Origin of the sequence: Planosporangium spinosum (assembly GCF_049999945.1) — a bacterium.
Classification (GTDB): domain Bacteria; phylum Actinomycetota; class Actinomycetes; order Mycobacteriales; family Micromonosporaceae; genus Planosporangium; species Planosporangium spinosum.
The window spans coordinates 1-12,381 of the sequence record NZ_JBLYUB010000017.1 but is presented as its reverse complement, the minus strand read 5'-3'; the positions used below and the strand labels follow the sequence as shown (position 1 = coordinate 12,381).

The following is a 12,381-nucleotide window of genomic DNA, read 5'->3' as shown; positions in this document are numbered from 1 at the left end:
ATCCGGCGCCGTACCCGATCCGGCGCCGTGCCCGATCCGGCGCCGCCCCCGATCCGACGGCTTCCATTAGGCGGTCAGCTCGCGCTCCAGCGGGGTACGGAAGCGCGGGACGACCCGCACGGCGCCGAGCCACCCGGCCAGCCGGGCCGCGGCCGCCTCCACCTCCGCGGCCTTCTCGTCGCCGACGTCCTCCAGCAGCCGGTACACCACCTCACCGTCGGCTCGCTGCGCCCAGCCGCCGACGATCCGGCCGTCACTCCACACGGTCGGCCCGACGTTGCCCGAGCGGTCGAACAGCGCCGGGGCGTGGTCGCCGAGGTACCAGGAGCGCTCCTGCCAGCCCATCGCCGTCGGGTCGAGCGCCGGCAGCAGCGCGACCCACGGCTCGGGTGCGGTCGCCGGCCGGTCGTCGTCGTTCAGGACCAGTCCGGTCGTCCCGCCGAGGTCGACCTCGACCGGTTTGACGGCCGTCAGGGCCTGTTTGACCTGGGCCGCCGTCCACCCGGTCCACCATCGCAGGTCGGCGACGGTGCCCGGACCGTACGCGGCGAGCCACCGGCGGACCAGCTCCGCCCGGGCCGCCTCGACCGGCAGGTCGGCCATGCCGCCCGGCAGCCACCGGTCGACCGGTGACCATCGCCACTGGCTGCTGGTCCAGCCGCCGTTCGGCCGGCCCCGCACGATCCGCCCGTCGGCGGCGAGCAGGAACAGCACCCAGGTGGTGATGCTCTGCGTCCGCCCGTACGCCTTGCCCTCGGCCATCCGGACCTGGCTGCGCAGGCGCGGTTCGGCGGCGGACAGCTGCGTGCCGGTCGCCTCGCCGAGGCCCGCCAGTGCCCGCGCGGTCGCGTCCTCGACCTCGGCGAGCCAGGCGCCGTCGCCCAGGCTGCCGTCGGCGATGAACCGGGCGTACGTGCGCCGCTGCGCGGCGGCGATCGCCCTGGTGCAGGCGGCCTGCACGACCGGCGCGGTGTCGGTGGGCACGACGAACATGGTCCGGCGCATGCCGAGCATCCGGATCAGCGTGCGCTCCTCGTAGAGGGCGTGCTCGATCGCCCCGGCGTCGACCGACGGGGTCCTGGCCCGGATCGAGAGGAACACCGACGCGGGGTCGGTGGCGTGCAGCGCGACCACACCCCGGGCCGCCTCGGCGGGGTCGGGCGCGTACGCCGTCGTGGCGAGGTGGTGCCGGACGCCAAGCCGCGCCCGCCGTTCGTCGATACCGATGTTCCACACAGCAGCGTTCCTACCACGCCCGCCGCCGGGAACGGGCGACCCGACGCCCACGCGGGTACGGATTGGGATATGTCGTTCCTACGATGGAGTGAAAGTATCGACAGATATGGCTTTAATGGGCATCCGGGGCTACTTTGCGGTAACCGGTCACGGCGCCCCCTTCCGGCAGCCGGCCGGCTCCCGCACGAGAGGAATCCGCATGCGCCGAACCGTTCCCGCTCTCCTGGGGGCAGTCCTGGTCGGCCTGTCGCTGGTGCCCGGAGCACCGGCGCAGGCGGGCAACCCGCCGGCCCCGGTGTCGGCCTCGCTCGCCGCCCGACTGGCGAACCTGACCGGTACCGCCCCGGTGTTCGTCCACGGCATCGACATCGCCTCCGCCCGCCGGGCGGTCGCCGACTCCGGGCTCACCCTCATCACCACCTGGGACAAGATCGGCGTCGCGATCGCGCGCGGTACCGCCACCCAGATCACCGCCGTCCGGTCCCACGCCGGGGTGACCTACGTCGAGGGCGACCAGGCGATCAAACCGCAGCTGTCCACCTCGAACGTCGCCACCCGCGGTGAGCAGGCCCGCGCCGAACTGCGCGACGCGCAGGGCCGGCCGATCGACGGCCGCGGGGTGTCGGCCGCGATCATCGACACCGGTGTGGACGGTACCCACCCGTTCTTCCGCAACGCCGACGGCACCAGCGCGGTCAAGCTCAACCTCAAGAACATCTGCGGCCCGCTGACCGACCTGGGCGTCCCGCTGCCGGTCCCGAACGACTCCTGCTTCGCCGACCTGACGGCCGTCAACGACACCGACACGCTGTCGGTCGGCGGGCACGGTACCCACGTCGCCGGCATCGTCGCCGGCCGCGACACCCAACTGTCCGACGGCACGAAGCTGCACGGCGCCGCGCCCGGCGCGACGCTGATCAGCCTGTCGGTCGGTGCGGGGCTGAGCATCTTCGGCGCGGACAGCGCGCTGAACTGGGTCCTCGAACACCATGCGAACCCCTGCGCGGGGTGCCCGCCGATCCGGGTCAGCAACAACTCGTACGGCCCGAGCGGCGGCGGCCCGTTCGACCCGAACTCCGCCACGGTGAAACTGCAGCGGGCGCTGGCCGACGAGGGCGTGCTGACCGTGTGGGCGGCCGGCAACGACGGCCCGGACAACACCGCCACGAACCCGCCGGGCCAGGACCCCACACCGGGGATCATCATGGTCGCCTCGTACGACGACCAGGGCACCGGTACGCGTGACGGCAAGGTATCCGACTTCTCCAGCCGGGGCTCGGCCGGCCACCCCGAGACCTACCCGGACATCTCCGCGCCCGGTTCGAACATCACCTCGTCCTGCCGGCTGTACCTGCCGATCTGCGCCACCGGCCTGGATCCGCGCAACGGCCCCGGCCTGCTCGACATCGGTACGTTCAACACGATCAGCGGCACCTCGATGGCGACCCCGCACATCGTCGGCATCGTCGCCCAGTTGTGCCAGATGGCGCCGGACGCGACACCCGCCCAGATCGAGAACGCGATCAAGTCGACGGCGTACACGTTCACCGACGGCGCGCCGTACGAGACGGTCGGCCCGTACACCACCTCGGTCGACAAGGGCACCGGCCTGGTCGACACGTACGCCGCGGCACAGGCGCTCGGCTGACCCCTTCCCGCCCGTGATCCTGGAGGCTCTGCGGGACCATCACCCCGCAGAGCCTCCAGGATCATGGATTTCTGGCGGCGCCGGTCGACCGGTGGACCACGTTGGACGGTGCTCCGTAGCAGAACGCCCGGACCCGGTACGACGCCGCCTTCTCGGACGGCAGTGTCACGAGCCCGAACGAGGTGACGTCCCGACGCCGGACCGCAGTAGGGCAGGACCCGGCAGTAGAACGGCGTCCGCGGCATGAGATCCGGATGCGTGAACCTGGTCTGGCCCGGCGGGGCGAACCGCAGGATCGTGTACTCGCCCCGGGCCTGTGTGGCGAACTCGACGGTATGGCCGGCCACGCCCGGCCCGGCTTCCGTCCAGTCGAGGCGGATGTCGGTGGGCGAGATCAGGGTGGCGGTGAGCCGGGTGGCCGACCCGGACGCGTCCGGCGCGTAGCCCCCGAGCAGTGGCAGCACCACCGCCAGCGGAGCGAAGCATTCCATCAGTAAATTTCGATTAACTTTATTTACTGTAAGGAAGCCTTCTTATAGCCTGGCGGAAATCGCCCCCACCCCAAGGAGCGCCCCGATGCGAAGAAAGCTCGCCCGACCGGTCCTGGCACTGGTCGCCATGGTCGCGTCGTTCACGGCCGCCTCGCTCATGGCCGCCTCACCCGCTTCCGCGCACGGCTACGTGTCGTCACCACCGAGCCGGCAGGCGATGTGCGCCCAGGGCCGGGTCGCCAACTGCGGCGCGATCGTCTACGAACCGCAGAGCGTCGAAGGGCCCAAGGGCCTGCGCAGTTGCAGCGGCGGCAACAGCCGCTTCGCGGAACTGGACGACCCCAACAAGGGCTGGCCCGCCACCCAGGTCGGCAACTCGGTGAACTTCAACTGGGTACTGACGGCCCGCCACGCGACCAGCACGTGGGAGTACTTCATCGGCGGCACCCGGATCGCGGTGTTCGACGACGGCGGCCGGCAACCGGCGGCCAACGTGTCCCACACGGTCAACCTGGGCGGCCGGACCGGACGCCAACTGATCCTCGCCGTATGGAACATCGCCGACACCGCGAACGCCTTCTACTCCTGCATCGACGTGCAGATCGGTAGCGGCGGCGGCAACCCCGCCCCCAGCCCGACGGCGACCCCGCCGTCCACGCCGCGCCCGACCGCGGCCCCCACGACCGCGCCGCCCCAGCCCGGCGGCACCTGGGCGGCCGGCACCGCGTACAAGGTCGGCGACCGGGTGACCTACGGCGGCGCGACGTACGAGTGCCGCCAGGCGCACACCGCGATCCCCGGCTGGGAGCCGCCGAACACCCCGGCGCTCTGGCAGCGCCTGTAGACCAGCCACCGGTGGGCCCTGCGACCGTCGCACGGCCCACCGGCCCGGCCGCCCGGAGCCGGCTCGCCCGAACCCGTCGACCCGCCCGCGCCGACCGGCCCGGCCACCCGTACCGGAGAAGCCCATGACGCAGAAACCCCTGAAGCGCCGTGTTCCCGTCCTGGCTCTCGCGCTCCTGCTGCCGCTCACCGGGCTGCTGCCGCTCACCGGCTGCGCCGGCACCCACGCGCCGGGCGGTACCGGTCGCGGCGGCACCACCCCCGCGACCGCATCCGCCACCCCCGCGACCGCGCCGGCCACCCCGGCGAACGCCGCGGCGAGCCCGCTCTACAACGCCACCGACGTGATGTTCGCGCAGATGATGGTCGCCCACCACGAGCAGGCGCTCGACCTCATCCACCTGGCACAGGCCAGGGCCACCCGGGAGGACGTGCGGACCCTCGTCGCCGCCATCGAGGTCACCGAGGCCGACGAGGCGAAGACGATGGCCGCGTGGCTGCGGAACTGGGGACAGCCACCCACCGCGGACCCGGCCTCGCACGGCGACCACGGTGGATCGCACGCCCTGAGCCCGGACGACCTCGCCGCGCTGACGGCCACCAGCGCGCAGGACTTCGACCGTACGTTCCTGAACGTGCTCATCGGCCATCAGCACAACGCCACCGAACTGGCCCGGATGGAGGTCCGGAGCGGCGTCAACCCCGGCGCCAGGGAACTCGCCGACCGCATCGACAAGTCCCGCACCGCGGAGATCTCGCAGATGCTCGGCTACCTGAACAAACCCTGACGGATTCTCGCGTACTCGCCGACGGCCGGGCGGTGCGCGAGGGGTCCACCGGGGCAGGTACGCCCGGTGAGGCGAGCGTTTGGGGAAGCTCATGGGCGAGGCCGATCTGCCCCTGCTGGCACTGATGATCGCGGTGGCCGGGCTGGGGATGCTGTCGCGCCGGGTCGGCACGCCGTACCCGATCCTGCTCGTCCTCGGCGGTCTGATCCTCGGCTACGTCCCGGGGATGCCGACGCTCCCGCTGCCACCCGAGCAGGTACTGCTGCTGTTCCTGCCGCCGCTGCTGTACGCGGCCGGGTTCGGGTCCTCGCCGCGCGAGCTGCGCACCGAAGCGCACGGGATCGTGCGGCTCGCGGTCGGCCTGACGCTGGCCACCATGGTCGCCGTCGCCGCCACCGCGCGGGCCGTCGTGGGCGGCATGTCCTGGCCGGTGGCGCTGACGTTGGGTGCGATCGTGGCGCCAACCGACCCGCTCGCCGCGACGGTCATCGCCCGCCGGCTCGGGGTGGACCGCCGGGTGATCACCCTCATCGAGGGCGAGGGGCTGACGAACGACGCGACGGCGCTGGTCGCCTACCGGATCACGGTGGCCGCGGCGCTGGGCGCGAGCGTGACGGCCGGAGGGGTCGCCGTCCAGTTCCTCCTCGGGATCGCCGGCGGCGTCGCCGTCGGCCTCGCCGTCGGCTGGCTGGCGACCCGGATCCGCCGCCTGGTCTCCGACCCCCTCGTCGAGACGACGATGGCGCTGGTCACCGCGTACGCGGCCTACCTGCCGGCCCAGGCGTTGGGCGTCTCCGGTGTCCTCGCCGCCGTCACCGCCGGGCTCTACGTCGGCTGGCAGGCTCCGACGATCGTGTCGGCGTCGACCCGCCTGGTCGGGACAGCGTTCTGGGACGTACTCGTCTACCTGCTGAACGCGGTGCTGTTCATCCTGATCGGCCTGCAGTTGCACCCGATCCTGACCCAGGTCTCGGGCCGACCGCCCAGTCATCTCCTCGCGGTCACGCTGCTGATCTCCCTGGTGGTGATCGGGGTCCGGATCGGCTGGCACTTCACCGTGCCGTACCTGATCGACGTGTTCGACCGGAGAGGCGGCCGGCCGGGGCGCCGCCCGAGCGCGAAGCAGCTACTGGTGGTCGCCTGGAGCGGGATGCGGGGAGCCGTCTCCCTGACGGTCGCGCTCGCCCTGCCCACCGGTACGGCGACGACCGGACCGTTTCCCGACCGGGATCTCATCCTCTTCGTGACGTTCGGGGTCGTCTTCATCACGCTGGTGCTGCCCGGGCTGACGCTGCCGGCGCTGATCCGGCTGCTGCGGGTCCGGGACACCGGCGCCGAGGCCCGGGAGGAGGCACGGGCCCGGCTGGCGGCGACCGAGGCCGCCCTGGCCCGCCTGGCGGAGCTGGCCGCGCAGGACTGGGTCGGCGAGGACACCGTGGAGCGGCTGGAACGAGTGTTCCACCTGCGGCGTCGGCGCCTGCGGGCGCAGGCCGGCCTGGCCCACGACGAGGAGACGGCCGAGCACTCGCGGGCGTACCGGCGGTTGATCGGGGAGCTGATCGACGCGCAGCGCGACGCCCTCATCTCGATGCGCGACCGGGGCGAGATCGGCAGCGGCACCCTGCACCGCATCGAACGTGACCTCGACCTCGAGGAGTCCCGCCTGGAGGTCTGACCCGACCGGCCGCGCACGCCCGGTCGCGCTCTCTCATGATCCGGACAATCATGATCCGGACAATCATGATCCGGACAATGTCGCGAACATTGCGGCTATCCCCGGCGGGATAGCCGCAACAAGTGACACATTGCGCGGATCATGAGGCGCGGATCATGAGGCGCGGATCATGAGGCGCGGATCATGAGGGGCGGTGCGCGGCCAGGAACAGCGTCGCCACCGCGCGGTCGAGGTCGCGGGGGTTGGTGGCCGGCACGAACTGCCCGCCGGTCACCCGGGCCGCCTCGCGCAGGGCAACCAGGTCGGCCGCCGGGCCGTAGCCGACGGCGTACACGGGTACCGGGTGCGACGGGTCGTGCCCGGCGGCCAGCCGCGCCAGGAACGACGCCCGGCCGCCCGCCCCGGCGTCGGCGGAGTCGGTGAGCACGAAGACGATGGTCGCCGCGTCCGGCCGGTACCGCGGCCGCATCGCCGCCTGCCCCTGGAGCAGGGTCTCGTACAGCGCCGCGCCGGCCCGCGACGACGGCTGGTAGTCGGCGAACGCCCGGGCCAGCAGGCCACGACGCGGTACCCCGCCGACCGCCTCGTCGAGCGGGCCGAACGGGACGGCCTCCACGAACGCCCGCCCGTCGCCCCGTACCGGCGGGAACAGCCACAGCGCGGCGCTGGTGTCCGGGCCGAGCAGCCGTACCGCCTCGGCCGCGCAGCCGCGCAGCAGGGCGGCCCTGGTCGTGAGCGCGCCGGTACTGTCGCGGACCGGCTCGCCCATCGACGCGGACGCGTCGACCAGCAGCAGGACCTGGAACCTCATCCGCTGGTACCCGGCCCACGCGGTGACCGCGGCGGTGACCGTTGCGGTGTCCGCCGGTACCGGCGTGACCAGGCCGTACCGGGGCAGCAGGCCGTCGGCCTCGGGTGCCGCCGCGCTTCCCGCTCCGGCCGGCGGCCGGAACCCGCGGTCGGTCAGCGCGCGGATCCCCGCCGCGCCCCGGAACCAGCCGGTGAGCCGCTCCACGACCGGTCGGCGCGCCGCGTCGCTCCGTACCCGGGCGGACATCACCAGCGGATAGTCGGCCTCGATCAGCCCGTCCGGTGGGTACAGCGCCACCAGCGTCCGCGCACCGGTGGCCCGCAGGTTCGACCACAGCGCCTGCTCGGTCACCGGGAACAGGCCGACGTCGCGGGCCGGGTCGGGTACGGCGGTGACCTGCCGGAGCAGCCGGGAGGTGTCGGCGTCGGCGTCGGCGAGCCGGCTGCGGAACGTCAACGCCCGCATCCTGGCCGCCCCGGGGTCGCCGCCCCGGCCGACCGCGATGTCGACCCCGAGGACGGCGAGCAGGCCGGCGGTGGTACGCAACGGGTCGGGCACGCTGAAGCGCGGGATCTGGCCGGTGTACGTCCGGTCGGCCAGTTCGGTCCAGCTCGGCTGGCGGGCCGGCCAGCCGAACTCCCCGGCGACCGGGCGCGGGGCGGCGACCACCAGCGGGGACCTGGCCAGCGACGTGCCGGCCGACGGGTACCCGTCCGGGCCCGCCAGGCGCAGCCAGGCCGTCGACGACGGTACCCACACGTCGGGCGGGTGGACGCGGAGGTCGCGTACGGTGTCCGCCGGCTCCTGCGCGGCGACCGCGACCTGCGGGCAGCGACCACCGGTGTGCCGCGCCGCAGTCCGGAGCAGCGGCGCGATGTCGGGCGCGGCCACGATCCGCAGCAGCGTCGGCGGGCACGCCCCCACTCCCCCGGGCCCCTGCCGGACCAGGTAGAACCCGCCGGTACCGATGGTGAGCGCGCCGACCAGCAGGCCGAACACCGCCGCCCAGTGCGCGCCGTGCTCGCGCCGCCGGTGGACCACCGGCGGCGGCCTCCGCGCCGGCACGGCACGGACGGGCGGCCGTCGCACGGGCACGTCACGCGGTGGTGGCCGCAGCGGAGGCACGGCAGGAGGCACGGCGGGAACGGCTGACCACCGGGCCGGCTGGACCGGGCCGTACCCACGCACCGGCTGGGCCGGCGGGCGGCGCGGCACGCCCGGCCGGTACGGCGAGGAGTGTGCACCCGGAACCGGCGCGGCTCCCCGAGCGGGGCCGTGCCGGTAGGGAAAATCCGCGTCGTCGCGGTGGTGCCGAGCATCGGTCAACGCATCGTCCCCTCCGGTCGCGGGGTCGTGCACGCGCGTAAAGCCCCGCACCGCGGGGTGAACATTTATGCCGGTGAGTGACCGTAGCACCGTCGGAGCGCGATGCGTGAGCGTTCGATCACCCGACGGTCGAGATTCGGTGCGCAAAACGACGCTCCCCGCGCCTGGTCGCCGCGCGAAACGACGCCCGCACCGGACGGGACCGCCACCGGCGGGTCGGACTTCGACCGGCTGGTCGGGTGCCGGCGGGTCGAGGCCGGTACGACCAGCGTGACGTTCACCGTGACCGTGCGCGGTGACCGGCGCCGGGAAGCCGACGAGCGGATGTACCTCGTGGCCGGCGGCGATCTCCGGTTCCGGTACACCCGGGCGCTCGCCACCGGCACGATCAGGAACGACGGCTAGACCCCTCCGCTGATCGCGGAAACGTGTCCGTGCTCCAACCCGGGCACGTTTCCGTGAATGGGCTATCCATATCAGCGCAGTGAAATAAAGGGATTTTGGAGCAGGGCGAGACCACCTTCAAGCCGGGTCCTGCACAGACAAATCTGTCGAGGCGATCACACCGAAATCGCAGAGAGGGCCGGACTCCTGTTCACAACGAAGGGTGCGTGGCGCTGTCCCGTCCGCGACAAGGTGGCACCGTCCGGTGCGAGTTGGCATCGGGTTGGCGCCGTCCGGGCGAAAATGGCGCCTCCGGTACTGGGAGTCGTCACGTCATTGTCAGCGGTTCGCCATGTCGTTGTCAGCGGGGTTCGCCGCGGCTGAAGCGGGTCGGAGTCGCCCTCGCCCCCCCGTAGGCTCGGCGGCACGACTGGCCCGGGCACGGCGCGGCCGCGGCCAGCCGCAGCGCGATGAATGACTAACGTCGGAAGGACTTCGATCGATGGGGGTGGTGCGGTGTCGTTGCCCTGCGACAGCCACGTGCACAGCGAATGGTCCTGGGACACGCTGGTAGGCGACATGGAAGGCTCCTGCGTTCGAGCCGTGGAGCTCGGGCTGCCGGCGATCGCCTTCACCGAGCACCTGGATCACACCGCGTGGCGGATCGCGCTGGAAGGCCCGTACGTCATGGACCATCTCACCGCGATCGCCGACCCGAACGGAATCCTCACCCCACCCGCCTTCGACGCCGCCGGCTACCTGGAGGCGATCGAACGCTGCCGCGAACGATTCCCGCAGCTGCGCATCCTCAGCGGCCTCGAGATGGGCGAACCGCACCGGCACGCCGAGCAATGCTCGCAGATCCTCGCGGCGGGCCGGTTCGACCGGGTTCTCGGCTCGTTGCACACCCTTCCCGACCGGGGCACGTACGCGGAACCGTGGGGCATCTACTCACACCGGGACGCGCACGAGGTGGTGCGCGAATACTTGGCCGACGTGGCCGCGATGATGTCGACCACCGGCATGTTCTCCGTGCTGGCCCACATCGACTATCCGGTCCGTTCCTGGCCGGCCGCGCAGGCGGGACCGTTCGACCCCACGGCGTTCGAAGAGGAGTTCCGCCACGCGCTGCGGGCCACCGCGCAATCCGGCCGCGCGCTGGAGATCAACACCCGGCTGCCCCTGCACGCGACCGTCCTCACCTGGTGGCACGAGGAAGGCGGTGACGCGGTCACCTTCGGCAGCGACGCCCACCTGCCCTCAAACATCGCCCACGGCTTCGCCGAGGCGGCACGGATGGCCGAGGCGCACGGCTTCCGCCCCGGCAGGAACCCCTACGACCTGTGGGGCCGAATCGGTTGACCCCCGAGCCACACCCTCGATAGGGGTCGACAGGGGAAGCTGTGAAGCGCCTACCAGCTCGAGCTGCTGCCTTCGGGCTTCTGAAGTGCTTCGGTGCTGGGGGTCAGGCGCGGCAGGCGTCGATCAGCGCGGCCAGCGCAGCGATCGGATCGTACAAGGGTCGAGCTCCGTCGCTGACCACTTTCCGTGTGCCGGGGTCCACCGGGTCGAGGCATGCCCAGTCAGGTGAACCGATGTTGATCTCGACTTCCAGGCCGGAGACAGTAACGAAGCGCCTTTCGGTGACCGCGCCCCACGATTGCACGCGGGTCAGCTCACCGATACCGACGTCACCGGTCCACGCGTTGTCGGCGTAGCGGTCGGTGTCGGTGGTGAGCAGCACAAGGTCGACGTCGGAGTCCGGACGGGTGGCGCCGCGCGCGTACGAACCGACCAGCAGTAGGCCGACGACATCGGGACGTTGCGTGGCCCAGCGGGTTACCCGCTCAGCGACGCCTGCCATCTCGGCGGCGCGCTCGGGTGTCACGGACGGAAGGTCGTGCGGCGCTTGGTCGGGATGGGGCATCCGCAACGTCTCCTCGGGTCGCGGTCGTCACCGGCGGGTGCGTGGCGCAGACAACGCTATGGTGCCCGCCGTGGTCAACTCTGCAACTACTGGCGCCCCTGAACTACTGGCGCCCCTGTCGCGCGACCTCCTCCGGCGGTGCCGATCCCACCCAGGCTGCCGCGTGGGGCCGATCGTGCATGCGGCGTCTCTTCTTCCGGTTTGGAGACGGCTGGGTCACGCCTCTCGCCACGGCCTATGCAAGGTCCGTACGGCCAGCGAGCCCGGCCACTGCCGCTCGCTGGGCCTCGGGCCTGGGCTGCCGGTCGGTGAGGGGTAGGCGACCAGATCGACATAGCGGATGGGCCGACCTCGACGGCGCGTTCCAGCAGCCGGAAGAACAGCAGCCCACGCTGTCGGGCGTTGCGCCGGTTGAACCGGAAGATGAACTCGTCCAGGTAGGACTGCAGGTGCCCGCTGTCCACGGCGCCCTGGTGCGTGCCCGCCAGCCACCGCTTACTCAGGCTGAACAGCCGGTGCACGCCCGGCAGCAGTTGATGCGCCCGCTGCCCGGAACCGTGGACGTTGATGGGCGTGTGGTCGTACTCGCTCCCCGCGAGGGTGGCTGAGTAGCTAAGCAGCGCGTCCGTGACGATGTTGCTGCCGGGTGTGATGTTGTCGCGTATGAACGTGCCCAGCGCGCCGGCGGTGGCGTTGGGGATGATGGTCAGCCGGGCCCGACCGAAGCCGGGACGGCCGCCAGGAGCCCGCTCAATGGCCCCGGCAACCAGGATTTTGCCGGCGGCACCGCGACCGCGCTTGCCCGGCTTGTTTCTGCCGCCGATGAACGTCTCGTCCACCTCGACGTCGCCGGACAGCAGGTGGAAGACGGTCCCGGCGGTCGGGCTGACCCTTCGCTTGCAGTCTGCGCAGGAGTGCCGCCCGTCGGGTAGCCGCCAGGAGACGACGCTCTCACAGTGCGGGCACACGAACCCATCCGGCCAGCGCAGCCAGTCCAGGTAGTCCAGGCACGCGGCGTCATCGGGAAACCAGGCCCGGAGGTCAGCCAGGCCCCCGGGATAGCGCACACCGACCTCCGGGTGCTCCAACATTGAGTCTTTTTCATCGTGTTGTTGCTGGTCGCATCTAGGCCGTGTTTCATAGGCCGGGCCGGAGCCACTCGTTGATGGCGACGACGTGGAGTGTGGCCAGGTAGCGCACGGCGAGTTTGTCGTAGCGGGTGGCCACACCACGATGACGTTTGAGCCGGTTG

At 72.0% G+C, this 12,381-nt stretch carries 10 protein-coding genes and 2 pseudogenes; 7 read left to right on the top strand and 5 right to left on the bottom strand.

The window, feature by feature from the left end:
• Positions 1-66: 66 nt before the first annotated feature.
• Entirely contained in the window at positions 67-1,236 is a 1,170-nt protein-coding gene (locus tag ACNTMW_RS21685; protein WP_426635550.1) for a winged helix DNA-binding domain-containing protein, read from the bottom strand.
• 199 nt (positions 1,237-1,435) lie between these two features.
• On the opposite strand from ACNTMW_RS21685, the gene ACNTMW_RS21680 reads away from it, so the two are divergent.
• From ACNTMW_RS21680 to ACNTMW_RS21660, 5 genes are all read left to right on the top strand, one after another.
• On the top strand, positions 1,436-2,884 hold the full coding sequence (locus ACNTMW_RS21680; RefSeq protein ID WP_426635549.1) for a S8 family serine peptidase: 1,449 nt from the start codon (positions 1,436-1,438) through the stop codon (positions 2,882-2,884).
• Between the two features lie 258 nt (positions 2,885-3,142).
• Positions 3,143-3,328, top strand: a complete 186-nt coding sequence (locus ACNTMW_RS21675; protein ID WP_426635548.1) for a hypothetical protein — start codon at positions 3,143-3,145, stop codon at positions 3,326-3,328.
• A 132-nt stretch (positions 3,329-3,460) separates the two neighbouring features.
• A complete protein-coding gene (locus tag ACNTMW_RS21670) occupies positions 3,461-4,219 on the top strand; it encodes a lytic polysaccharide monooxygenase (RefSeq protein WP_426635547.1) in 759 nt (252 codons plus the stop codon).
• Between the two features lie 124 nt (positions 4,220-4,343).
• Positions 4,344-5,006: a DUF305 domain-containing protein gene (locus ACNTMW_RS21665; RefSeq protein WP_426635546.1), complete on the top strand. Its 663-nt coding sequence runs from the start codon at positions 4,344-4,346 to the stop codon at positions 5,004-5,006.
• A 91-nt stretch (positions 5,007-5,097) separates the two neighbouring features.
• Positions 5,098-6,681, top strand: a complete 1,584-nt coding sequence (locus ACNTMW_RS21660) for a Na+/H+ antiporter (protein ID WP_426635545.1) — start codon at positions 5,098-5,100, stop codon at positions 6,679-6,681.
• A gap of 181 nt (positions 6,682-6,862) precedes the next feature.
• Here ACNTMW_RS21660 and ACNTMW_RS21655 read toward each other — a convergent pair whose 3' ends face one another.
• Complete coding sequence (locus ACNTMW_RS21655; RefSeq protein WP_426635544.1) at positions 6,863-8,557, bottom strand: vWA domain-containing protein; 1,695 nt, start codon at positions 8,555-8,557, stop codon at positions 6,863-6,865.
• Positions 8,558-8,920: 363 nt separating this feature from the next.
• On the opposite strand from ACNTMW_RS21655, the gene ACNTMW_RS21650 reads away from it, so the two are divergent.
• Positions 8,921-9,223: a hypothetical protein gene (locus ACNTMW_RS21650; RefSeq protein WP_426635543.1), complete on the top strand. Its 303-nt coding sequence runs from the start codon at positions 8,921-8,923 to the stop codon at positions 9,221-9,223.
• Positions 9,224-9,718: 495 nt separating this feature from the next.
• Positions 9,719-10,564: a PHP domain-containing protein gene (locus ACNTMW_RS21645; protein ID WP_426635542.1), complete on the top strand. Its 846-nt coding sequence runs from the start codon at positions 9,719-9,721 to the stop codon at positions 10,562-10,564.
• Positions 10,565-10,667: 103 nt separating this feature from the next.
• On the opposite strand, the gene ACNTMW_RS21640 is transcribed toward ACNTMW_RS21645, so the two are convergent.
• The 3 genes and pseudogenes from ACNTMW_RS21640 to ACNTMW_RS21630 all read right to left on the bottom strand — a co-directional run.
• A complete protein-coding gene (locus ACNTMW_RS21640; RefSeq protein ID WP_426635541.1) occupies positions 10,668-11,090 on the bottom strand; it encodes a nucleotidyltransferase domain-containing protein in 423 nt (140 codons plus the stop codon).
• Between the two features lie 255 nt (positions 11,091-11,345).
• Positions 11,346-12,220, bottom strand: a pseudogene (locus ACNTMW_RS21635) (IS1595 family transposase).
• Between the two features lie 46 nt (positions 12,221-12,266).
• Positions 12,267-12,381: pseudogene (locus tag ACNTMW_RS21630) on the bottom strand (IS5 family transposase); the annotation flags it as partial.

Excerpts from the sequence above, each read along its gene's own strand:
- ACNTMW_RS21660 (WP_426635545.1), top strand. The coding sequence starts at position 5,098 with ATGGGCGAGGCCGATCTGCCCCTGCTGGCACTGATGATCGCGGTGGCC.
- ACNTMW_RS21670 (WP_426635547.1), top strand. The coding sequence starts at position 3,461 with ATGCGAAGAAAGCTCGCCCGACCGGTCCTGGCACTGGTCGCCATGGTC.
- ACNTMW_RS21665 (WP_426635546.1), top strand. The coding sequence starts at position 4,344 with ATGACGCAGAAACCCCTGAAGCGCCGTGTTCCCGTCCTGGCTCTCGCG.
- ACNTMW_RS21680 (WP_426635549.1), top strand. The coding sequence starts at position 1,436 with ATGCGCCGAACCGTTCCCGCTCTCCTGGGGGCAGTCCTGGTCGGCCTG.
- ACNTMW_RS21650 (WP_426635543.1), top strand. The coding sequence starts at position 8,921 with ATGCGTGAGCGTTCGATCACCCGACGGTCGAGATTCGGTGCGCAAAAC.